20 protein-coding genes and 1 pseudogene are annotated in these 22498 nt (G+C 67.7%); 10 read left to right on the top strand and 11 right to left on the bottom strand.

Annotated elements, in window-relative coordinates:
• On the top strand, positions 1–153 hold a 153-nt coding region (locus GEV10_25470; protein MQA81782.1), incomplete at its 5' end, for a VOC family protein.
• Between the two features lie 507 nt (positions 154–660).
• On the opposite strand, the gene GEV10_25465 is transcribed toward GEV10_25470, so the two are convergent.
• The gene (locus GEV10_25465; protein ID MQA81781.1) at positions 661–1926 is read right to left on the bottom strand and encodes an MFS transporter; all 1266 of its coding nucleotides are present in this window, start codon (positions 1924–1926) and stop codon (positions 661–663) included.
• A gap of 1 nt (position 1927) precedes the next feature.
• Entirely contained in the window at positions 1928–3412 is a 1485-nt protein-coding gene (locus GEV10_25460) for an NAD(P)-binding protein (GenBank protein MQA81780.1), read from the bottom strand.
• Between the two features lie 107 nt (positions 3413–3519).
• Between GEV10_25460 and GEV10_25455 the strand changes: the two genes are divergently transcribed.
• The 6 genes from GEV10_25455 (at position 3520) to GEV10_25430 (ending at position 10807) form a co-directional block, all read left to right on the top strand.
• The gene (locus tag GEV10_25455) at positions 3520–3912 is read left to right on the top strand and encodes a metalloregulator ArsR/SmtB family transcription factor (GenBank protein MQA81779.1); all 393 of its coding nucleotides are present in this window, start codon (positions 3520–3522) and stop codon (positions 3910–3912) included.
• Between the two features lie 100 nt (positions 3913–4012).
• Positions 4013–5671, top strand: a complete 1659-nt coding sequence (locus tag GEV10_25450; protein ID MQA81778.1) for a LuxR family transcriptional regulator — start codon at positions 4013–4015, stop codon at positions 5669–5671.
• 240 nt (positions 5672–5911) lie between these two features.
• Complete coding sequence (locus GEV10_25445) at positions 5912–6874, top strand: hypothetical protein (protein ID MQA81777.1); 963 nt, start codon at positions 5912–5914, stop codon at positions 6872–6874.
• 148 nt (positions 6875–7022) lie between these two features.
• The gene (locus tag GEV10_25440) at positions 7023–8711 is read left to right on the top strand and encodes a sodium:proline symporter (protein MQA81776.1); all 1689 of its coding nucleotides are present in this window, start codon (positions 7023–7025) and stop codon (positions 8709–8711) included.
• Between the two features lie 228 nt (positions 8712–8939).
• Positions 8940–9629 (top strand): hypothetical protein, encoded by a 690-nt coding sequence (locus GEV10_25435; GenBank protein ID MQA81775.1) that lies wholly within the window; start codon positions 8940–8942, stop codon positions 9627–9629.
• A gap of 182 nt (positions 9630–9811) precedes the next feature.
• Positions 9812–10807: an inorganic phosphate transporter gene (locus GEV10_25430; protein ID MQA81774.1), complete on the top strand. Its 996-nt coding sequence runs from the start codon at positions 9812–9814 to the stop codon at positions 10805–10807.
• Positions 10808–10820: 13 nt separating this feature from the next.
• Here the strand turns inward: GEV10_25430 and GEV10_25425 are convergent.
• Positions 10821–12223 (bottom strand): annotated as a pseudogene (locus tag GEV10_25425) (CoA-disulfide reductase).
• Between the two features lie 37 nt (positions 12224–12260).
• Positions 12261–13181 (bottom strand): metalloregulator ArsR/SmtB family transcription factor, encoded by a 921-nt coding sequence (locus tag GEV10_25420; protein ID MQA81773.1) that lies wholly within the window; start codon positions 13179–13181, stop codon positions 12261–12263.
• A 250-nt stretch (positions 13182–13431) separates the two neighbouring features.
• Between GEV10_25420 and GEV10_25415 the strand changes: the two genes are divergently transcribed.
• Positions 13432–15531, top strand: coding sequence for a DUF839 domain-containing protein (locus GEV10_25415; GenBank protein MQA81772.1), 2100 nt, complete (start codon positions 13432–13434; stop codon positions 15529–15531).
• Positions 15532–15564: 33 nt separating this feature from the next.
• Here GEV10_25415 and GEV10_25410 read toward each other — a convergent pair whose 3' ends face one another.
• Positions 15565–15903, bottom strand: a complete 339-nt coding sequence (locus tag GEV10_25410) for a metalloregulator ArsR/SmtB family transcription factor (GenBank protein ID MQA81771.1) — start codon at positions 15901–15903, stop codon at positions 15565–15567.
• Positions 15904–16015: 112 nt separating this feature from the next.
• Here GEV10_25410 and GEV10_25405 point away from each other — a divergent pair, with 112 nt between their 5' ends.
• On the top strand, positions 16016–16300 hold the full coding sequence (locus GEV10_25405; protein MQA81770.1) for a metalloregulator ArsR/SmtB family transcription factor: 285 nt from the start codon (positions 16016–16018) through the stop codon (positions 16298–16300).
• A complete protein-coding gene (gene arsB, locus GEV10_25400; protein MQA81769.1) occupies positions 16291–17409 on the top strand; it encodes an ACR3 family arsenite efflux transporter in 1119 nt (372 codons plus the stop codon). The genes GEV10_25405 and arsB overlap by 10 nt, the downstream gene beginning before the upstream one ends.
• Here the strand turns inward: arsB and GEV10_25395 are convergent, their stop codons facing one another.
• The 6 genes from GEV10_25395 to GEV10_25370 form a co-directional block, all read right to left on the bottom strand.
• On the bottom strand, positions 17410–18162 hold the full coding sequence (locus GEV10_25395; protein MQA81768.1) for a response regulator: 753 nt from the start codon (positions 18160–18162) through the stop codon (positions 17410–17412).
• 25 nt (positions 18163–18187) lie between these two features.
• Positions 18188–18970 carry a phosphate ABC transporter ATP-binding protein gene (pstB, locus tag GEV10_25390; GenBank protein MQA81767.1) on the bottom strand — a complete coding sequence of 261 codons (783 nt, stop codon included), beginning with the start codon at positions 18968–18970 and terminating at the stop codon, positions 18188–18190.
• A gap of 53 nt (positions 18971–19023) precedes the next feature.
• Positions 19024–19908 (bottom strand): phosphate ABC transporter permease PstA, encoded by an 885-nt coding sequence (gene pstA, locus GEV10_25385; protein ID MQA81766.1) that lies wholly within the window; start codon positions 19906–19908, stop codon positions 19024–19026.
• The gene (gene pstC, locus GEV10_25380; protein ID MQA81765.1) at positions 19905–20897 is read right to left on the bottom strand and encodes a phosphate ABC transporter permease subunit PstC; all 993 of its coding nucleotides are present in this window, start codon (positions 20895–20897) and stop codon (positions 19905–19907) included. Before pstC ends, pstA begins: the two co-directional genes overlap by 4 nt.
• Positions 20898–20903: 6 nt before the next feature.
• Positions 20904–22088, bottom strand: coding sequence for a phosphate ABC transporter substrate-binding protein PstS (gene pstS / locus GEV10_25375; GenBank protein ID MQA81764.1), 1185 nt, complete (start codon positions 22086–22088; stop codon positions 20904–20906).
• Between the two features lie 175 nt (positions 22089–22263).
• Positions 22264–22498 (bottom strand): alcohol dehydrogenase (locus tag GEV10_25370; protein ID MQA81763.1); only part of this gene is annotated, 235 nt, incomplete at its 5' end.

Genomic DNA, 22498 nt, shown 5'->3' with positions numbered 1-22498 from the left:
GTGGGTGAAGAGCGCCTGGCCGCACTTGAGGCCGAATGCGCACGACTGGTCGCGCTCGGCGCGGTACGCGTGCGACTACTGCCTGCCGATGGCGACGACGAGTCGTGCCTCGTGATGCAGGACATCGAGGGCAACGAGTTCGATCTCGACTGAGTGGCCGTAAACGACGAACCGCAGGCCGGGGAAGATAGCCCCTGACCTGCGGTTTCGGTCTGAGCCGCCTGTCGGAATCGAACCGACCACCTATTCATTATGAGAACTGCTCTCTTCCGCGACCAGACCATCTACCTGCGACAACGTCCTCACCGCCAACCCCGACCACCGCCTGAACCCCACCGGTCACCGGTATTTCGCACCATGACCCGCACCACAACTCGGCCGAGGAAGGGCTTGCGACCTCGCGTTCAGCACACCGACGAGCCGTCAGAAACGATGATTGACCTGTCGACATGCCGCCAGCTTGCGCGGCAACTGTCGGCGTGCGACTTGACAGATCGATCGGGATATTCCAGGAAGCTGACGATGGCGGCGGATTCGGCAGAGCAGCCGGACCGGCGACAGGGCGTCACCGAGGTAGTCGGTCTTATGGCCGGTGGTGTAGCCGTGATCGCGGCCTGGTCGATCCACTCCCCCATGACCGTGGTCGCCGTGCTTCAGTTGCTACGTCCTCCGTAGGTCACGCCGCCCATGCGGCGGCGCTCGTAGCGCGCTGTCCACCGGTCCATCTGTCGACCAGATGGCGAGCGTGGCAGCTGCGAGGGTGAGGGCCGCCAGCATCGTGTAGGCGGTGGGGAAGCCACCGAACAGGTCGCCGAGCAGCGCGCCGGCAGCGGGCGCGAGAGCGACGAGCGCGGTGGTCGGCGCGCTGAAGACGCCGTTGATATGGCCGAAGGCGTGGGTGCCCCATCTGTCGGCGACAGCGGTGGCCTGGACCAGCGTGTGGGCTCCGCGGACGACGCCGGCCAGGATCGCGATTCCGATGAGTGCGGTAACGGGGCCGGGGAGCAGCCCGAGGACGAGGACGCTGACCGCGCCGGCCGCGAGGACGCCCGCTGTCCGGGTCCGGGGTGTGGTGCGCCGAGCGAAGGGACTGTAGGCGAGGCGCCCGAGAACCTGTCCTGCACCGCAGAGACCCAGGGCTATGGCGGCGAGCCGGGTACTTACGCCTCGCTCGGCGAGCAGCGGGACGAGGTTGACGGTGGCGGCGTACATGCCGAATGCGCCGAGGGCCATCGTGATCGTCAAGAAGGCGAAGGAACGACCGCGCACGACGGTGCGGGCGTTTCCGTTCGTCGGTTCGTAGCGGTTCGGGCGTGGAGCCTCGGGCCATGGCGGCGTCAGGCACAATGCGTGCAGCGGGATCGTCACGGCGCCGAGGACGACCGCGAGGACGACGTAGGTCTCGCGCCAGGAGGCCACGTCGAGGAGCGCCGCGGTGAGCGGGGCGAACACCGTGCTGGCGAGTCCGCCGAGCAGGGTCAGGGCCGTGAGCGCGCCGACCCGGTGCGGTCCGTACCAGCGGGTCAGGGCAGTGAAGGCGGGCGGGTAGAGGACGGCCGCCTGGGCGAGACCGGCCAGCACCCAGGCCGCGTAGAACCAAGGCAGCGTGGGAGCCCACGCGATCGCCAGCACTGCGAGAACACCAGTCGCCGAACCGAGGGTCATGATCCCCCGTGGCCCGTGACGGTCGATGAACCGCCCGACCCAGACGCCGGCAACGGCGGACACCACGGCACCGGCGGAGAATGCCCCCATGGCCGCGCCGGTCGACCAGCCGGTGTCTCGGGTGAGGGTGGAGATCACCACCGGGAACGCGTAGTAGAGCACTCCCCAGCTGGTGACTTCGGTGATGCACAACGCGACCAGCGCCCGCCGCGGACCCGGCCGGGTGGAACCGGCCGGGCCGCGTCGGCTCGCGAGAGGCACCTCAGCACGTGCCGGTCGGGTTGCCGTCCTCTGGCGCGCGTGTGTCCGACTGATCGGCCGCGAACGCCGCGAACCGCAGCGCCGTGGTGTGGTCGAGACCGAGCTCGTCGGCCGCCACCAGGACCGCCTCGGCTGGTGTGGCGGCGCTGCCCAGGTGCCGGGCCGTCGCGGTCATCAGCCTGTCCGGCACGTCAGCGGCGAGACCGAGCTCGATGGTGATCGCCTCGAGCCCGTTGGTGACGGAGCAGACACCTGTCTCCGGCAGCTCGAGCTGGACGTCGCGCGCCGCCGACCAGTCGCCGGCCAACGCGGCCACGACGGAACGTGCCTGCTCGTACCCGGTCGCCATGAGGAACGTCGGCGCGCGGCCGTAGCTCTTCGCCCCGACGGTGAAGAACCCGGGCTCGGGATGGGTGAGCTCGTCGACCCCGTGGGGGTAGACGGTGCCGCAGGAGTGCACGTTCGGATCGATCAGCGGCGCGAGCGCCCGGCTCGCCTGCAGGATCGGATCGAGCTCCAGGCGCAATTCGGTCGCGATGCTCCAGTCGGGTCGGTACCCGGTCGCGGCCACGACCTGGTCCGCGACCAGGTGACGACGCCTGCCGTCGGCGCCGGTGGCCACCAGTTCGACGGCACCAGCGGTGCCCGTCAGCGGCTGCACCGCTTCGACCGCGAAGCCCTCGACCAGGTCGACGCGACCGGAGTCGACGAGCAGCCTCAGTCCCGAGCCGAGCGCTCCGCGCGCGGGGAGCTGGTCGTCGGCGCCTCCGCCGTAGGCGCGGTCGGGCGAGGTCGAGCGGATCACCCAGGTGACCCGAGTACCCGGCGCGACGTCGGCGAGCTCGGCGAGCGCCAGCAAGGTCGTCGCCGCGGAGTGTCCCGCGCCGACCACTGCGGTGTGCCGGCCGGCGTACTTGTCACGGTCGACGCCGAGGACGTCCGGCATCGCGTGGTCGATCCACGCGGCGGCGTCGCGTTCGCCGTGCGCGGGCAATCCGTTGCCGCCCAGTACGTTGGGAGTCCGCCACGTCCCGGACGCGTCGATCACCGCGCCTGCCCTGATCTCCTCGCCGTCGGCCAGGCGGACGACGAACGGCGCGGACTCCCGTTCTGTCGAGCGGACCCGGTCGACTCCCCGCCGGCCGATGGCCGTCACCTGTGCTCCGAAGCGGATGTGCGGCGCGAGGTCCGGCAGCTTGGCGAGCGGCTGGAGATACTCCTCGACCAGGTCGTCGCCCGTCGGCATTCCGCCGTCGTCGGGCACGACGGCACCGCCGGAGTCCATCAGTCGGCGAGCGGCCGTATCGATGTCGAACCGCCACGGACTGAACAACCTGACGTGACCCCACTGGCGGACCGATGCGCCCACCCGCTCGCCGGCCTCGAGCACCACAAACGGCAGCCGCTGCTCGACCAGATGGGCGGCGGCGGCAAGCCCGACAGGCCCCGCACCGATCACCACCACTGGATCCGTCCCTGAGGTGATCTGCTGCTCGTTCACCCGTTCCTCCTCGTTGCCCTCAGCACTGGTTCAAACGAGCGTCACTATAAACAGTAATCGCTGTTGATGGCAACATGTGCTTTACTCGAGACATGACACGTGATCTGGACGTCGCCCTCCTCGACGTGGCCTCGTTGCCGTCGATGGCCGACCGCGCCCGACTGCTGGCGCCGCGACTGAAGGCCCTCGCCGACGAGAGCCGGCTCACACTCGTCCTCCTGCTGGCCGAACGCCCGCGGACCGTCAGGGAGCTCACCGACGCCACCGGCATGAGCCAGACGCTCGTCAGCCACCACCTCGCCCCACTGCGCCAGCACGAGCTGATCACCGTCACCCCACGCGGACGCAGCAACGTGTACGCCCTGTGCTGCGAGGCCCTCGCCGCCCCCGTCCAGCTGCTCGCCACACTCGCCGCCCTCAGCCCCGAGGGGATCGACGCCTGCTGCACGCCCGCTGACGAGACGTCGGCCGACGTCACCGACTGACCCTCCCCGTCGACCAGCTGCGAGCGAGCGTGGCTGACGGGCCGGCGACGAGCGAATATGCTTAGCGCGAGTGTGGTGTGGCTGCGGTGGCCGGTCGCCAATGAGGGCGGCGCGAAGGGAGCCGCACGTGGGTCAGCATGTCGCCGCTGTCGAGCGGGCGAGGGAAGCGGTAGGGCGGGCTGCGTGGGTCGAGGCCTATCGCCTGCTCGGTGAACTCGACCAATCAGACCTCGCGCCAGACGACCTGGACGCGTTCGCCGACGTTGCGTGGTGGCTCTGCCGAATCGACGAGTCGATTGCCGTACGTCAACGGGCCTACGCCGCCCACGTGGCTTCCGCGGACAATCGGCGAGCCGGGCACTCCGCGTGGATGCTGTTCTACGAGCATCACGTGGCCGGCAGATCGGCCGTGGCATCCGGCTGGTTGCAGCGGGCCCAGCGGCACCTCTCCGATGAGCCGGAGTGCGAAGAGCACGGCTATCTCGCCTACGCCGAGTCCGACCTGGCACACCAGCGGGGCGATCTGGACCTGGCGCTGGCCGCGGCCGGCACGATGATCGAAATCGGGCAGCGCTGCCACAGCGCCGATCTCGTCGCGCTGGGTCTCCAGGCTCAGGGTGGCGTCCTGCTGTCGCGGGACAGAACCGCCGAGGGGTTGGCACTGCTCGACGAGGCAATGTGCGCGGTACTGGCCGGGGAACTCAGCGCACTGGTCACGGGCTGGGTCTATTGTCTCGCTCTCGGGATGTGTATGGACGCTGCTGATCTGCGGAGAGCGTCCGAGTGGACCGAGGCGGCGATGTCGTGGTGTGAATCGCTGCCTGCCGGGACGCCGTACCACGGACTGTGCCGGGTCCACCGGGTCGAGGTGCTCAACCTGCGCGGCGCCTGGGCGCAGGCGGCGCTCGAGGCCGACCGGGCATGTGATGAGCTCCTGCTCTACAACCCGCGCGTCGCCGCGGAAGCGTTCTACGTAGCCGGTGAGATCCGACAACGCAGAGGGGACCTGCCCGCCGCCGAGCGAGCCTACCTGCGTGCGCACGAGCTCGGTCGTGATCCGCAACCCGGGCTTGCCCTGCTGTACCTGGCCCAGGGTAAGGCGGAGGCGTCTGCCGCCGCCTTGCGATTCGCACTGGCCGGGAAGGGACACAGCCGCCGTGACCGCACCCGGTTGCTGGCAGCGCAGGTGGAGGTCGAGCTGGCCGTCGATCGCGTCGACTGCGCCCGGACGGCGGCCGACGAGCTGGAGTCGATCGCGCAGGAGTCAGGGACCGCCCTGCTGCAGGCGACCGCCATCACAGCACGAGGAGCCGTCGCGCTCGCGGAGCACGACCCAGATCGGGTTCTCCAACAGCTACAGCGGGCGCGGGCGCTATGGATGGAGCTCGGGCTGCCCTATGAGGCGGCCCAGGCTCGGATGATGATGGCCGCCGCCGGCCGGGAGGCCGGTGATCATGAAGGCGCGCAACTGGAGTTGAAGGCAGCCTACGCGGCATTCGAGCGCCTCGGCTCGGTGCACAACGTTCGCCGCGTGGCCGCTCTGCTGGGGGAGGGATCGCACGCACCGGCCGAGCTCACCCAGCGTGAGGTTCAGGTGTTGCGCCTGGTTGCCGTAGGTAAGACCAATCGAGACATCGCCACCGAGCTCGTCATCAGTCATCACACCGTGGCCCGCCACCTGAACAACATCTTCGGCAAGCTCGGCGTGTCCTCACGGGCCGCGGCAACCGCCTACGCGTTCACCCACGGCCTCACCTGACTGCTCCCCACGGATAGGCAGTTCTAGCCATCCGTAGACACGAACATGGGCAGTTCTGGGGATGAGATCACCTGATGTAGACGGCTACAAATGACGTCAGGTGACGGCACCGCGACCGACCGAAGGTGGAGAGGCTCGGGCCAGCAAACCATCCCACTATCGCACGGGCTCGAGGACGACGACTCGTCTTCGTGACTTGTCATTGACACAAATGGAGTACCAACCAAGCGAGGAGTCACAATGGGAATCGGTGAGGATTTCGTCCGGCGGATCTCTGCCGGCGAGGTCATTGTGCTCGATGGCGCAGCTACAACGGAACTTCAACGGCGAGGAGTTCCGATGGACGAAACCGCGTGGGGCGGTGCCAGCAACCTCCAGAATATCGATGCGGTCCGAGCTCTGCACGAGGACTACATTTTTGCCGGCGCAGATGTCATCATTACCAATACGCACTGCACGAATCGCGCTGGCCTGGAGCCGGCGGGCCTCGGCGAACGAGTAAAGGACGCGAACGTACAGGCGGTCAAGGCGGCACTTCAAGCTCGTGACGCCGCCGCAGATCGTCCCGTGGCGGTGGCCGGGTCGATCTCGTCCTTCTGTCCCTACGCCATGGATGAGACGGGGTCCGAGACCGGTGCCGATCTGAGGAACTCATCCAACTTCCGAGAGCAGGCGGAAATCCTCGCGGAGGCCGGTGTCGACCTCCTGGCCCTCGAGATGATGGACTCGGAGAGCTACGGCGTGGCCGCGATCGAGGCTGCGTTGTCGACCGGGCTGCCCGTGTGGCTCGGCATGTCCCCCATTCGCGTCCCCTCGGGCCACCTCGGCACCTACGGGCTGACCCCATGCGTCATGCCGGAAGACGATCCAGACCACCCGGACGCGTTCATGGAGCTGGCGGAAGCGCAGGTGCGCCCGGGCCTGGCCGCCGTGACCCTGATGCACGTCAAGACGGACGTGATCCCTGATGCGCTCAAGACCGTCCGTCGCTACTTCCCGGACGTGCCGGTGGGCGTCTACGCCGAGTCTGGGGACTGGACACCACCTGACTGGGTCTTCTCCGGGTTGTCACCCGAGGACTACCTCAAGGAGGCGCAGGGCTGGGTTCAGGCAGGGGTGCAGATCGTCGGCGGCTGCTGCGGCACCGGTCCTCACCACGTCCGCGCTCTCGCACAGGGCCTGCCGAAGCGCCTTGGTGCATGAGGTCAGGGCCACTCGGCCCCCTGCCGGCCGGGTGGCCCGCCCCCTTGTCCGCAGCGACCAACGCTGGCCAGGGGGTCGGTAGCGCCAGCTCGGGGGTGCCGCGCGGTGCGCGGCCGTACAGGCCCGGGACCTATGGAGGTTGTGACGCATGACTCGGCAGCCCTTCTTTGAGCTTTCGGCACCGGTCACCATCGCTGTGCTCGCAGTGTTCTACGTCGGCACGTTCCTCGTGACGTCGCTCATCGGGCGCAGAAGAGAGAGCGCAGACGCCTTCATGGTGTCCACTCGCACGCTGGGATTCGGCATGTCGGCGGCCAGCATGACGGCGACCTGGATCTGGGCCGCATCCTTCTATGCCAGCGCGGCGTCGGGTTACAAATACGGACTGTCAGGTCCGATCCATTATGGCCTATGGGGCGCCCTGATGATCTTCTTCATCTACCCCTTCGGTCAGCGCTTTCGCCAGTTGGCTCCCAACGCGCACACCCTTGGCGAGGTCATGCATGCGCGGCACGGCAAGTCCAGCCAGCTCGTGCTCGCCGTTGCGAACGTGCTCGGCAGTGGGATCAGTCTGATGACGAATTTGACCGCGGCCGGCGCAGTCGTATCGGTCTTGTCGCCACTCTCGTTCATGCACGGTGTTGTCATCGCCGCGGTCGGCGTACTCTCCTTCACCTTGTGGTCTGGCTTTCGAGCCGCAGTCATCGCCGACTTTATTCAGGTCACCGGAATGATCGTCATCGCGGTCGTTGTCATCCCGATGGTTCTATTCAAGATCGGTGGACCTGGCGCTCTGGTCGAAAATTTCTCCCGGCTCACCGCCGAGCAGCGCGATCCGCTCTCTACCACGGCCATTCTCGAGCAGGGCGCACCGTTTTTCGTGGCCGTCCTCGCCTACGCGATCGGCAACCAGACCATCTCGCAGCGACTCTTCGCGGTACGCCCCGACCGCATCAAGTCCAGCTTCATCGCCGCGACGGTCGGCTATGGATCCGTCGTCATCGGGTTGGGCATGCTCGGACTCATGGCGACGACGATCGGAATGCGGCCCGCCGATGGGGACATCAACAACATCGTGCCGCAAATGGCGTCGGCGTTCCTTCCTCCGATCATGGTGGTGATGTTCTTCCTCCTCGTCCTGGCCTCACTCTCATCCACAACAACGTCCGACCTTGCGGCTCTGGCAGCGATCGTGATGACCGACGTCTACGGCAAGAACCTTGCGCGAGGAGTACCCAACCCCCGCGTCATGCTGTTGCTCGGTCGTGTCACCATGATCGTGGTCTCCACAGTCGGCGTGATCCTGGCCAGCCTCCACTTGAGCATCCTTGGCATGGTTGTGTTCCTTGGTGCGCTGTGGGGCGCCATCGTCTTCCCGGTGATCGTGAGCTGCTACTGGAAGCGCGTGACGAACAGGGCGTTCACGGCTGCAGTGATAAGTGCCCTGGTGTTGTTCCCGCTTGCCCGCTTCGAGTTGGTGCCCCTGCGCGGACCTGTCGGCGTCTTCTACGAGCTGATCGCCGCGATCGGTGGCGGCGTGGTCCTCGGCCTGATGGCCTTCGGCTTCTTGGGGCGTCGGGTCGGAATTGCGATTGGTTCCGTGGCCGCGGTCGTCTTCATACCGGTCTTCGTGGGGATGCTCCGCGAACATGCGGTCCTGCTGGGTTCTCTTAGTGTGTACGGCATTAGCGCCGTGGTCTGCGTTGCCGTGACCCTGACGAGTTGGAACGATTTCGACTTCGCGCTTATCGGCAAACGCGTACGCGATTTCCAGACGGCAGGCGAGGTCGAGCCGACTGTTGCCCAACCGAAGATCACTCCGACGATACCTGGTTGAAGCCGAGGGAGGTCTGTCAAATGCAAACGTTCCTGCTCACGATCTACATCCTTATCTGGCCCGTCCTCGCCATCGGCACACTCGGGACGATATGGATCGCGGTCGTCCGTGAGGTCAGACAGAAGAGAAAGAATGTTGTCTGAGTCGAAGGGATCGACGGCAATGACCGGCGGCGTAAGAACGGCCGAGGCTACCAAGCGCATCGTCTACGACGCTGGTGCGGCATTCATGACCTCACGGGAGACCGCTGATTTCGGGGCGGGCAAGGGATACGACGACTGGATGCACTTCTACCTCGCCGGTCGGTGTGGCGTCCTCGGTGACGTAGACCCGTCCGTCGTGATCGCCGGATTCGGCTTCATGGCACCGCGTGCCGTGCATGCCCTGTGGCCATCCGTGCTGGAGATCGCCCCCGCCCGCCGGGCTGCGGCCTACTACACGGAGGCCTGCGAGAGCTACGGCAGGACGACTCTCGCCGAGATGGCGGAGACAGACGCCTGCCGGCTGGGCGACCTGCTGGAGAAGGTGGTCGACACGGCCGACGTGTCGGGACTGCCCCTGTTCGCAGGATGGAAGGCGATGCCCCGACCTACCGATGTACGTGGCCGGGCGATGTTCCTGATCCACGTGCTCCGGGAGTGGCGCGGCGGCATACATGTGGCCTGCATCACCGCCGCAGACCTGACCCCGCTCGAAGCGATCATGCTCAACGGTGGACCGGACTACGCCCGGCTGTTCGGCTGGCCGCAACCGTGGGGAGACGGCAACGGCAAGCAGCAACAGCTGGACGACGCCGAGCAGGCAACCACCGCACGGTGCGCCGAGGTGCTTGACCTCACGCTGACCGAGGCCCAGCAAGAGGAGCTCATAGACCTGCTGACCCGCGCGGCATACCTCATGAGCCCGCGATCCGCCTGAGCCGGAGAGTCACCGAGCCCAGTGGACCTGCGCCGATCGACTCGCTCGGCGCACGATGCCACGTCCACGCTGACGCAGATTCCTCGGCGGTCGAGGTGACAGGCGACTGGCGCAGAGCAGCGACCAAGACATAGATTGCAGTCTATGTCTTGTCGCCCTTCCTGGCCGGGCCGGTGATTACCGTGCCGTGGGTAGAGCTGCTGATCATCGTCGCGGTCGCGCTCGTGTTCGACTTCACCAACGGGTTCCACGACGCCGCGAACGCGATTGCGACCAGCGTGTCGACGCGGGCTCTCACGCCGCGCGTGGCACTGGCCCTGGGCGCGGTGATGAACTTCGTCGGCGCGTTGCTCGGTACCGGTGTCGCGGTCACGGTCGGCAGCGGCATCATCGCGACGCCGGCGAGCGAGAGTGGGCTGCTCGTCGTGCTGGCCGCCCTGGTGGGCGCCATCGCTTGGAACCTGCTGACCTGGGCATTCGGGCTGCCGTCCTCGTCCTCGCACGCGCTCATCGGCGGACTCGTCGGGGCGGCGCTCGCGTCGGGGACGGCCGTTCAGTGGGTGGGGGTGTGGGAGAAGGTGGTGATCCCGATGCTCCTCTCCCCGTTGGTCGGCTTCACGCTCGCGTTCGGCGTGATGCTCGCCATCATGTGGATCTTCCGCAACCGTTCTCCCGGCCGAGTGACTCGCGGGTTCCGCTTCGCCCAGGCCATGTCCGCCGCGGCGATGGCACTCGGGCACGGCCTGCAGGACGCGCAGAAGACGATGGGCGTCATCGTCCTGGCGTTGGTGACCGTGGGCGTGCAGGACGACTTCCACGTACCGCTGTGGGTCGTCGTCGCCGTCGCGCTCGCCCTTGCCGCGGGGACCTGGGCCGGTGGGTGGCGCATCATGCGGACGCTCGGCCGCCGGATCGTTCACCTCGACCCACCACAGGGCTTCGCGGCGGAGATGAGCGGCGCCGCCGTCCTCTACACGACGGCGTTCGTGTTCAGTGTGCCGGTCTCGACCACGCACACGATCACGTCTGCGATCGCCGGAGCCGGTGCGACCCGGCGGCTGTCCGCGGTCCGGTGGGGTGTGGCCGGGAACATCGTGACGGCGTGGGTGTGCACGCTTCCCGGTTCCGGCACCGTCGCCGCCGTCGTCTACCTACTCCTCGGCCTGGTGTTCGGCTGAGACACCGAGCCCCCTAACCCTGGAGGGCCGTGTACTCCACCGAGTTCTTCAGCCGAGCCGTACGGTCACGCGTCCACGCCTGCGCCGCCATCTGCACGGCGTCCCACGGACTGCCCAGCGGCGGGGTGTAGGAGAGGTCCATCTCGGTGACGGTGTCGACGTCGAGACCGCCGAACAGGGCCGACGCGAAGATGTCGATGCGTTTCGCCACCGCTGTCGTCAACGGCCCGAGCAGTTGCGCACCGAGGAGCCGTCCGGACCGCACATCTCCGGTGACCCGGCAGCTGATCTGCCGCGCCCCGGGGTAGTAGGCCTTGTGGTCGTCGGCGACGCTGCCGACCGACAGTGGGTCGTACCCGACGCCCGCGGCCTCGTGGTCACGCAGACCGGTACGCGCCACGGCGAGGTCGAAGACCTTGACGACCTGGGTGCCGAGGCTGCCGACGAACGTCCGGTCACCACCGACGGCGTTCTCCCCCGCCACCCGGCCCTGCTTGTGCGCGGTCGTACCGAGCGGCAGATACGTGGTGCCGAGCAGCCGGTGATGGGTGACCACACAGTCGCCCGCGGCGTAGACGTCCGGCACGCCGGTGCGCATGTGGTCGTCGACGACGATCGCGCCACGCTCCCCGAGCCTGACGCCAGCGGTCTCGGCCAGCGCGGTGTCCGGGGTCACACCGACGACGACGAGCACCAGGTCGACGTCACGACCGAACCCTGGTTCGCCGTCGACGTGCAGGCCGCGTCCGGTCGAGGTGATGCCGGTGACACGCGTTCCCGTGACCACGTCAACACTGTGCTCGACGAGCTCGGCACGGACCGACGCACCCAGCTCGGGGTCGACGGTGGGCAGCACCTCGGGAAGCTGCTCGATCTGCGTCACCTGCACGCCGCGAGTGGTCAGGGCCTCCGCCATCTCCAGCCCGATGTACCCGGCACCCACCACCAGGGCCGTCTCCGGCCGGCGTCGGTCAACGACTCCATCACCGCGAACGTGTCACCCATGGTGTGGAGCAGGTGCACGCCGTCGTCGGGCCCGAGCTCGGCCAGCCCGGGGATCGGTGGGCGAACGGACACGGCACCTGTACCCACCACCAGCCGGTCGTACGGCAGCTCTCGCTCGCCGCCGACCGCCGTCGTGACCGTGACGGTCCTGGCGGCGGCGTCGATGCGACGGGCGGTGTGATCGAGCAGCAGTTCCAGGCCGGCGTCCTCCAGGTCCTGCCGAGTCCGATGCGCGAGGTGCCGCCAGTCGGTCACCTCCCCGGACACGTAGTACGGGATCCCGCAGATCGAGTAGTTCGGATAGGCATCAGCGACGACCAACGTCGTCTCGACGCCCGGATCGAGCTCGCGAGCCCGCAGCCCGGCACTGATGCCGGCATCACTGCCACCGACGATGAGCAGACGTGTCATGTCACCTTCCAGGATCGAGGGAAGAGAACGAACCGCGTCACGCCGACGTACCGAGCAGATCGTGCGCGAGCGCATGGACGCGTTCGTCGATGGCGTCCCTGATCGCGCGTACCTGCTCGACGGACCGACCGGCCGGGTCGGCGATCGGCCAGTCGAGATAACGCTTGCCGGGAAACACCGGACACGCGTCCCCACACCCCATCGTGATGACGTAGTCGGCCGCACGGACCACCTCGTCGGTGAGCGGCTTGGGGAACTCTCGCCCCATGTGCACACCGACCTCGTCCATCACCCGCCACACGGTTCCCGTCAGATCGCTGACCGGCGCCGACCCCGCTGACCGCACGTGCACCTGCTCACCCGCCAGCTGCTCGAGCAGGCCGGCAGCCATCTGGGAGCGCCCCGCGTTCTGCACACACACGAACAGCACCTCGGGACATCCGCCTCGACGCCTCCCTTCGGCCTGAGCCAAGGCGGTCAGCCGCTCGGCCGCGAAGTTCGCCGTCAACGACGGCAGGAAGCGCCGGATGCGGGCGCGCGCGGCCAGCATCTCGTAGCTCTCCTGCACATACCTGGCGACGGTCTGCTCGGAGAACACCCCGGCGAAACGCCCTGCCAGCTGCCGCGCGATCCGGTCGAGCACCGCCCGATGCAGTGCGTCAGGCGGCTCGATGAGCCGGACATTCGTCAGGTCCGGCTGATCCGCGTCGGTCACCGCCGGCGCGATCAGCGACGCATAGTTCGCCAGCGCACGGTGCGTTGGGCGGTAGTAGACGCCCGTGCCGCGCCGCTCCCTGTCGAGCAACCCGGCCTGGCACAAGACGGTGAGATGGTGACTGACCGTGGGCCCAGTGAGGTCGAACGCCTCCGACAGCGCCCCACGACGGATCTCGCCCGAGGGATGGGTCAGCACGAGACTGAGGATCCGCAGCCGTACCGGGTCGGCCAGCACCCGCATCTGCTTAGCGCGTTCCTCCGCGGTCGCCCGGGGCAGCGGCGATCCCTCCGGAGGGCCACTCGTAGACATATGTCTACGTTGACGTACATCTATGTCAGCGTCTAGGCCCCAGGCGGCTAATTCAGGTTTCGTTCATCCGATCGTCGACTGTGGGCCAACGGACGATACATAGACCAATATCTATGTGATTGCTAACGTCCCAGGGTGCCGCGAGGTCGAGCCAGGCCGCGAACCCCGAGAGGAATCGCCGATGACGTCCGCCAGCGATCGTCGACTGCTACCGATCACGAACCATCCAGCCGGGCGACAGGCGATGACGTGCCTGTACCGGTGCGGGAACGCGTGCGCGCATCCCGCGCCGAACACGTCCGACAACCCGTACTTCGGTGACCTGGTCGCCGCACGGGTATCCCGGCGCGGCATCTTCCGGGCCGCGGCGGTCGGCGCGTTCGTGGTCGGGACGGGCGGTGCAGGCACGGTCGCTGCGGCCCCACCCGCGGCGGCGGCTCCGGTCTCGAGCCCGACCACTGGTGGTCGCGGGCTGACGTTCAAGCCGATCCCGCCGAACACGCTGGACGCCGTGCTGGTGCCGAACGGTTACGACTACTCCGTTCTCGCGCGGTGGGGCGACCCGATCCTGCCGGGCGCGCCGGAGTTCGATGTCGACAAGCAAACGGCCGCGGCGCAGGCGCGGCAGTTCGGCTACAACAACGACTTCCTCGTCGTGTTGCCGCTCGACCGGGGAGGTGACCGTGGCCTGCTGGTCGTGAATCACGAGTACACCAACGAGGAGCTGATGTTCCGCGGCTACACCGACGGCGCCGCGGCTTCGAATGAGCAGATCCGCATCGCGCTGGCCGCGCACGGGATGTCCGTGGTCGAGGTCGAGCGCATCGGCGACACCGGCGAATGGCGGCAGCTACGGAAGGGGCGACGGCGATACAACCGGCGGGTGACCGCGACCACGCCAATGCGATTCACCGGCCCGGCGGCCGGCTCACCGTTGCTGCGGACAGCCGCGGACCCACGCGGCGTCACCGTGCTGGGCTCACTCAACAACTGTGCCGGCGGCATCACACCCTGGGGAACGGTGCTGTCGGGTGAGGAGAACTTCAACCAGTACTTCGTCGGCGGCGACGGCACACCGACAGGCGACAAGCCTACGTTGGCGCGGTACGGCATCGACACGACCAACCGCTACCCCGACGGCAGCCGACACTGGGACAAGGCCGACCAGCGGTTCGATCTCACCGAACACCCGCACGAGGCCAACCGATTCGGCTGGATCGTGGAGCTCGATCCGTACGACCCGGACTCGACGCCGCGCAAGCACACCGCGCTCGGTCGACTCAAGCATGAAGGCGCCACCATCGTCCGCACCAAGGACGGAAGGATCGCGGCTTACATGGGCGACGACGAGCGCTTCGACTACATGTACAAGTTCGTCTCGGACAGAAAGCTCCGGACCGGCCGCTCCGCCGCGGACCGCCGGCACAACAGCCGCCTCCTGGAGTCGGGAACCCTCTACGCGGCGCAGTTCGCGTTCAGCAGCGCCGACGAGATCGACGGATCGGGCACGCTGCCCAGCGACGGAGCGTTCAACGGCACCGGCCGCTGGCTCCCACTGGCGCACGGCACGACGTCGATGGTCGAGGGCCTCTCGATCGACGACGTGCTCGTGCATACCAGGATCGCCGCGGACAGGGCCGGCGCCACCAAGATGGACCGGCCGGAGGACATCGAACCCAACCCACTCACCGGCAAGATCTACGTCGCGCTGACCAACAACGACCGCCGAGGCGCAGCCGGGCACCCCGCCGCCAACGAAGCGAACCCACGCGACGGCAACAAGCACGGTCAGATCCTCGAGCTCACCGAGACCGGAGGCGATCACGCCGCCGAGACCTTCGACTGGAACCTGCCGATCGTCTGCGGCGATCCCGACGACCCGTCGACCTACTTCGCCGGGTACGACAAGGCCAAGGTCTCGCCGATCTCCTGCCCGGACAACCTCGACTTCGACGCCCACGGCAACCTGTGGATCTCCACCGACGGCAACGCCCTGACCGATCAGGCCGGCGCGAACTACAACGACGGCCTGTTCGCCGTCGCGCTCACCGGCCCGGAACGCGGCCACGTCAAGCAGTTCCTGTCCGTGCCACCCGGTGCCGAACAGGCCTCGGCATACGTGCTGGACGACAACCACAGCGCCGTGGTCTCCGTCCAGCATCCCGGCGAGCTCGACGGCGCCACCGTCGACGAGCCCGCCTCGACCTGGCCCGACGGCGACTTCGCCCGGCCGGCCGTCATCGTCACCTGGCGCCTCGACGGCCGCGACCTGGGCACCTGAGCCCACCGTGTGGCCACGGGTGGCACGTCGAGGTCAGCGCAGGATGTCGGCGATCGCGGCGAGACGGTCCGGCGCGATCGAATACCACGCCCAGATGCCGCGCTTCTCGCGCTGCAGGATGCCCGCGTCGACCATCATCCGCAGGTGATGGCTGACGGTCGGCTGCCGCAGGCCGAGGGGTTCGGTGAGGTCGCAGACGCATGCCTCACCGCTCGGGCTGTCGCTGATCATGCTGAGCAGCTGCAACCGGGTGGGGTCGGAGACCACCTTCAGGAGGCGAGCGAGCCGCTCGGCGTCGTCCCGGTCGAGGGGGCGCGCGCTCACCTGCTGCGGCTGCGTGGAGACCTCGTCGGCCGCAGTAGCTTTTCGCATAGAGATCAGTCTATGGGACCCGGCACACTTCTCGGTCGGCTAACGGCGCGGGTTGACCGGCCGTTCACGAGATGTCTAGCATCAACCTGTGCTGATATCAACGTCGCTTGATGTGTCGCAGTTGCTGGCCGACCCGTTGCGTGCGCAGATCGTGGGCATGCTCGCCGACGGCGCACTGTGCACGTGCCATCTGGTGGACGAGACCGGGGCGAAGCAGCCGACGATCAGCCACCACCTCCGGGTGTTGCGGGAGGCGGGACTGATCACTGCGGAGCCGGCAGGCCGGTTCACCTATTACCGGCTGCGACCAGACGCGCTCGACAACGCCGCGACGGAGCTCGCAGACCTTGCGCGGCGAGCACGCCGCAACGCCGGCTTGCGCCGGGCATGCCCGTGAGCGCGACCGATACCGGCAATCGGCACACCGAAGGACCGGCTCGCGGACTGTCGACCCTCGACAGGTTCCTGCCGGTGTGGATCGGTGCGGCCATGCTCGCCGGCCTGGCACTCGGTCGGTGGATCCCCGGCGTGAACAGCGCTCTCGAGGCGGTGAAGATCGGCGACATCTCGCTGCCGATCGCCGGCGGCCTGCTGTTGATGATGTATCCAGTGCTCGCCAAGGTGCGCTACGACCGCCTCGACACCGTGACCCGCGATCGACGCCTGCTGGTCTCGTCGCTGGTACTGAACTGGCTCGTCGGGCCCGCCGTGATGTTCGCGCTGGCCTGGCTGTTGCTGCCGGACCTGCCGGAGTACCGGACCGGACTGATCATCGTCGGGCTGGCGCGTTGCATCGCCATGGTGATCATCTGGAACGACCTCGCCTGCGGCGACCGAGAGGCCGCCGCCGTCCTGGTGGCGCTGAACTCGGTCTTCCAGGTGGTCGCGTTCGGTGCGCTCGGGTGGTTCTACCTCGAGGTGCTTCCCGGCTGGCTCGGCCTCGACCAGACCGGGATCGACGTCTCCGTAACGGAAATCGTCGCGAACGTCCTGGTCTTCCTGGGTATCCCGCTGCTCGCGGGCTACCTCACCCGTCGCTTCGGTGAACGTACCAAGGGGCGTGACTGGTACGAGACACGATTCCTCCCCCGGATCGGACCGGTGGCGCTGTACGGGCTGCTGTTCACCGTCGTCGTGCTCTTCTCGCTCCAGGGCGACGCGATCACGTCCCACCCGCTCGACGTCGGACGCATCGCGCTCCCGCTACTGGTGTACTTCGCGGTGATGTGGACCGGATCGTTCGTCCTCGGCAAGAGGATCGGTCTGGACTACCCGCGCACTACCACGCTGGCCTTCACCGCCGCGGGGAACAACTTCGAGCTGGCCATCGCCGTGGCCATCGGTGTTTTCGGTGTCACCAGTGGACAGGCGCTTGCCGGGGTCGTCGGCCCGCTCATCGAGGTGCCGGTGCTCGTCGGCCTGGTGTACGTCAGCCTGTGGGCGCGACGCCGGTTCACGGCAGACGACGACGTCGCGGCGGGGCCGGTGCGCGCGCCGCACCGCTGATCAGGTCGCCGCGGTCGCGGTCATGTCGTCCAGCAGTGCGAGGCGGTAGCCGAGTCCGCGGACGGCCTGGATGAGCTTCGGCTCGTCGATGTGGTCGCCGAGCCGCTGGCGGAGCCGGCCGATGTGCACGGTGAGGGTGTTGGTCTCCCCGGCGTAGCCGGCGCCCCAGACGGCCTCGATGATCTGCCGGCGGGTGACGACCGTGCCGGCGTGTGCCATCAGAAACGCGAGCAGCTGGAACTCACGCAACGGCAGGTCGATCGGCGCTCCGCTCACCCGGACCTCGTGTGCCGACATCCGCAGTTCGACGGGTCCGACGGTCAGCACGTCCGGCGACAGGGTCCGGTGGGCGGCGCGCAGGATCGGGAGCAGCTCGGGTACCCGGAACGGCCAGGCCACGCAAGCCGTGGCACCCGCGTCGAGCAGGGCAACGGCGTCCACCGGTGCGGCACTGCCGACACCCACGATCACGGGCATCGTGTGCCGGCGCCGCAGGACGCCGAGGAACGTGGTCCCGGCGTCGAGGTCGACGTCGGGTGTGAGCACCACGACGTCCGGCGCCTTCTCCCCGACGACCAAGAGCGCCTCTGCGTGGTCGAGGCAGGTGACCACCTCCAGGCCGGCGCCGGCCAGCTCACGTGCCACATCACCCGAGGGATCGACGGCTACCAGCAGGACGACCGGTTCGGCAGCGACACCACTCGCCGGCCTTCCCGGTTGGGGCTGTTCCGCATCGACCAGCACGGTAGTCACGACGCCCTCCCCGTTCGTTCGCTCCTCAGCCGACGCGACCGGAGATGTAGTCGTCGGTCGCCTGTTCCTTGGGTCCCTGGAAGATGTCCTTGGTCGGTCCCACCTCGATGAGCCGGCCGGGTTGCCCGGCCTCTCTGATGGTCATGAACGCCGTGGTGTCGGAGACCCGGCTGGCCTGTTGCATGTTGTGCGTGACGATCACGATCGTGAAGCGCTTCTTCAGCTGCCCTATCGTGTCCTCGATCGCCAGCGTGGAGATCGGGTCGAGTGCGGAGCACGGCTCGTCCATCAGGATCACCTCGGGCTCGATGGCCAGCGTCCTGGCGATGCACAGTCGCTGCTGTTGCCCGCCGGAAAGGCTGGCACCCGGCTTCGGCAGCCGGTCCTTAACCTCGCGCCACAGCCCGGCCGCCGTCAGCGACTGCTCGACCAGGTCGTCGAACGCTCGCCGGTCGCGCCGTGCCCTGCGCAGGTGGCCCAGGGTGACACCCGCGACGACGTTGTCGTAGATCGACATGGTGGGGAACGGGTTCGGCCGCTGGAAGACCATGCCCACGCGCTGACGCAACCCGACGAGGTCCATCGGCGCTGCGTAGACGTCCTGGTTGTCGAGCAGGACCTGGCCGCGCACGGTGGCGCCCGACACGTTGAGGTGCATGCCGTTGAGGCAGCGCAGAAACGTCGACTTCCCACATCCGGATGGCCCGATCAGCGCGGTGACCCGGTTGGGCTCGATCCCCATCGACAGTCCTTCGACTGCGACGTGGGAGCCGAAGGAAGCGGTGAGGTCGTTGACGACGAACCCCATCGCGGTGGCGTCGGGTTCCCTGTCCTTGGTCGGCAACACGCCGACACCTCCTGTCACGAGCGGCTCATCCGGTTGCGTCGGGCGAGCAGCCGGGCGACGATGACAAACAGCAGGACCAGGCCGACGAGCGTCAACGCTCCCGCCCAGGCGCGTGCCTGGGCGGCCTGGAATCCGGTGATCGCGTTGCCGAAGATCTGCAGTGACAGCGTCGACATGCGCTTGTCAGGGTTGAGCTCGATGAACAGGTCGTTGCCGAGCGCGGTGAGCAGCAGCGGTGCCGTCTCCCCCATGGCACGCGCTATCGCGAGCATGACACCGGTCACGATGCCCGACGCCGCGGTGGGCAGCACGATGCTCCAGGTGGTCCGCGACCGGGTCACGCCGAGGGCAAGGCTGGCCTCGCGGAGCGGATCGGGAACCAGCCGCAGCATCTCCTCCGTCGTCCTGGTGACCAGCGGAAGCATCACCAGCGCCAATGCGATCCCGCCGGCGATCCCCGAGAACCCGAAGTGGATGACCCAGAACGCGTACACGAACGCGCCAGTGACGATCGTCGGGATCCCGACCAGGACGTCGGTGACGAACCTGGCCGCGTTCGCGACCCGTCCGCCGTACTCCACCATGGAGATCGCGGCGCCGATTCCGAGCGGCACGCTGATGAGGGTGGCGATGCCGACGATGATGAGGCTGCCGATGATCCCGTTGAGGAACCCCCCGCCCGGTTCCGACGGATTGCCGGGTGGGGTGTTGGTGAGGAACTCCGGGCCCAGGTACTTCAGCCCCTCGGCCATCACGTACGTGAGCACCCACAGCAGCACGCCGATCGTCACCGCCATCACCAGGCCGAGGCAGAGCGCGGCGATCCTGTTCGTCCTGCGTCGCCGGCCGGCGGGCGCCGGTCGCGGCCGGGTGGGACGGTCCACCTCGGTGACCGTCATGCAATGTCCTCTCGTACCCGCGAGACGATGCGCTTGCCGACGAAGTTGGTCACCAGCGCGAGCACCAACAACCAGAACGCGACGACGAACAGCGACTCCAGGTGATACGGCTGGTTCGCCTCGGTGAACTCGTTCGCGATGACCGACGGCATCGTCGCGCCCTGGGAGAAGATGCTCGCGTTGATCTGCAGCACGCTGTTGCCGATCAGCATGGTGACCGCGATCGTCTCGCCGAACGCCCGACCGAGCCCCAGGATCGAGGCGCCCATGATGCCGTCGCGCGATCGGGGCAGCACCGCCATGCGGAGCATCTCCCACTTCGTCGCGCCGAGCGCGTAGGCCGCCTCCTTCTCGTCCTCCGGCGCGGTGGCGAACACCTCGCGGCAGATCGCCGTCACGATCGGCAGGATCATGATCGCCAGGACGAGACCAGCGGTGAAGTACGAGACGCCGAAGAACGGCGGCGCGAAGACCTTGCCGATCACCGGGAGCCGGCCGAGCACGTCGGAGACCGCCACACCGGCAGGCTTGATCGCCGGCACCAGCGCGAAGATGCCCCAGAACCCGTACACCACACTGGGGATCGCGGCGAGCAGGTCCACCAGGTAGCCGAGCGGCCGGCGTACCCGGCGCGGCGCAATGTTCGTGATGAACAGCCCTACCGCGACCGACACCGGAACCGCGATCAGCATCGCGATGACCGAGGTGACGACCGTGCCATAGACGAACTGCAGGATCCCGTACGGGTTCGGTACGTCTTGGCCGGCCTTGGCCTCCGACGGCGCCCAGCGGTCATTTCCGAGGAAGCTGAGGAAACCGTAGTGCCGAAGCGCCGGCCAGGCCTCGTCGACGAGGAAGATCGCCGTGCCGGCAAGGACCACGAGGACGAGCACGCCGGCGGCCTTGACCGCCCAGCGGAATGCCGTGTCCGCCGGCCGGCGCACTCGCCGTTTCGGTGAGTGCGCCGGCACGACATCGGTGGTGGCCATCTCAGGTCACGTCGCGAGCGGCTGACCGTTGAGCGTCATCCGCTTCACCTGAGCGACGGCCTTGTCCCGAAGATCCTTACCCATCGGCGAGTAGTTGATCTGCGTCGCATCGTCCTGCCCGTCCGACAGCACCCAGGCGAGGAAGTTGACCAGCGCCGCCGCGGCCGCCTTGTCGGTCTGATCCTGGTACACCAGCGCATAGACCGTCCCGGTGATGGGATAGGCGTCCTTGCCCGGCTCATCGGTGAGGCTGACCTTCAGGTGGTCGGGGAACTCGACGTCCTTGGTCGCCGCGGACACCGTCTCGACGCATGGCTGGATGAACTTCCCCGCCTTGTTCTTCACCAACCCATACGCCAGGTTCTGCGCCAGCGCATACGTCAGCTCGACATAGCCGATCGACCCGTCAGTCTGGTTGACCGCACCGGAGACACCCTCGTTGCCCTTGCCACCGATACCGGTCGGCCAGGCGACCTCCTTGCCGAAGCTCTGCTCCTCACCGCCGAGCTTCTCCACCCACGACGGGCTGCTCTTGGTCAGGTAGTCCGTCCACACCGCCGTCGTCCCCGACCCGTCGGAACGGTGCACCACAGCGATCGGCTGGTCGGGGAGCTTCGCGTCCGGGTTCAGCTTCGTCAGTGCCGGGTCGTTCCACTTCGCGATCTCCCCGGTGAAGATCTTGCCCAGCACCTCACCGGTGAACTTCAGACCCGACTTCTGACCCGCCACGTTGTACGTCGGAACCACACCGCCCAGGACAAGCGGGACGTGCAGGATCTTGCCATGCTTGGCCCCGGCCTCCTCGTCGGTCTTCATCGGGGTGTCCGAGGCGCCGAAATCGACGGTGCCCTCGGAGATCTGCTTCACGCCACCACCGGAACCGATCGACTGGTAGGCCACCTGCACCTTCGCCGACTCGCTGTAATCCTTCGTCCACACCGACATCATCGGCGCGACGAACGTCGAACCGGCACCCGACACCCGCTTCTTCCCACCGGCGAGCTCCGGGATGTCGTTCGCGTACCCGGGCTTGGCCTCCGCGCCACCCTTGCCGCAGATCTGGTCCTGCCCCAGAGCGGCCTGTGTGCTGCTCTCCGAGCCCCCGGACTCCACTCCACTCGTGCTTCCGCAAGCCGCGGCCAACAGACTCAACCCAGCGAGTCCCGCGACGACTGCCGTCCTACGCGACATGAACCCTCCGTACGAGGTGGGACGTGAACACCAACACCACACATAGAGCCATGTCTATGTGACCTGTTGGTGCCGCAACGGTGAACGACGAGCAAACATAGAGACAGCCATCTATGCGATGCCGCCCTGGCGACGTTATCGGGGCGGCGTCGCGGTGTGGCGATAAAGGGCGACGTCAGGGCACGAGCACTGCGGCACCGGTGACGGCGTCGGCGGCGAGGTCGGCCAGTGCGCGGTCGGCTCTGTCGAGCCGGTAGGGCACCGTCGTGACCTCCAGCCTGTGCTCTCCGGCGAAGCGCAGGAACGCCCTCCCGTCCTCGCGGGTGTTGGACGTGACGGAGCGCACCTCTCGCTCGTAGAAGAGGTGCCGCTCATAGTTCAGCACCGGCACGTCGGTCAGGTGGATACCT

Source organism: Streptosporangiales bacterium, from assembly GCA_009379955.1.
In the GTDB taxonomy this organism is placed as follows: Bacteria; Actinomycetota; Actinomycetes; order Streptosporangiales; family WHST01; genus WHST01.
Note: the sequence above shows the minus strand (reverse complement) of the source record. Positions and strands in the feature narration are given on the sequence as shown.

What these genes read in the sequence shown, in the direction of transcription:
- GEV10_25455 (MQA81779.1), top strand. Translation starts at nt 3,520, where the DNA reads ATGACACGTGATCTGGACGTCGCCCTCCTCGACGTGGCCTCGTTGCCG.
- GEV10_25450 (MQA81778.1), top strand. Translation starts at nt 4,013, where the DNA reads ATGAGGGCGGCGCGAAGGGAGCCGCACGTGGGTCAGCATGTCGCCGCT.
- GEV10_25445 (MQA81777.1), top strand. Translation starts at nt 5,912, where the DNA reads ATGGGAATCGGTGAGGATTTCGTCCGGCGGATCTCTGCCGGCGAGGTC.
- GEV10_25440 (MQA81776.1), top strand. Translation starts at nt 7,023, where the DNA reads ATGACTCGGCAGCCCTTCTTTGAGCTTTCGGCACCGGTCACCATCGCT.
- GEV10_25435 (MQA81775.1), top strand. Translation starts at nt 8,940, where the DNA reads ATGACCTCACGGGAGACCGCTGATTTCGGGGCGGGCAAGGGATACGAC.
- GEV10_25420 (MQA81773.1), bottom strand. Translation starts at nt 13,181, where the DNA reads ATGCGGGTGCTGGCCGACCCGGTACGGCTGCGGATCCTCAGTCTCGTG.
- GEV10_25415 (MQA81772.1), top strand. Translation starts at nt 13,432, where the DNA reads ATGACGTCCGCCAGCGATCGTCGACTGCTACCGATCACGAACCATCCA.
- GEV10_25410 (MQA81771.1), bottom strand. Translation starts at nt 15,903, where the DNA reads ATGCGAAAAGCTACTGCGGCCGACGAGGTCTCCACGCAGCCGCAGCAG.
- arsB (MQA81769.1), top strand. Translation starts at nt 16,291, where the DNA reads ATGCCCGTGAGCGCGACCGATACCGGCAATCGGCACACCGAAGGACCG.
- pstB (MQA81767.1), bottom strand. Translation starts at nt 18,970, where the DNA reads ATGGGGTTCGTCGTCAACGACCTCACCGCTTCCTTCGGCTCCCACGTC.
- pstA (MQA81766.1), bottom strand. Translation starts at nt 19,908, where the DNA reads ATGACGGTCACCGAGGTGGACCGTCCCACCCGGCCGCGACCGGCGCCC.
- pstC (MQA81765.1), bottom strand. Translation starts at nt 20,897, where the DNA reads ATGGCCACCACCGATGTCGTGCCGGCGCACTCACCGAAACGGCGAGTG.
- pstS (MQA81764.1), bottom strand. Translation starts at nt 22,088, where the DNA reads ATGTCGCGTAGGACGGCAGTCGTCGCGGGACTCGCTGGGTTGAGTCTG.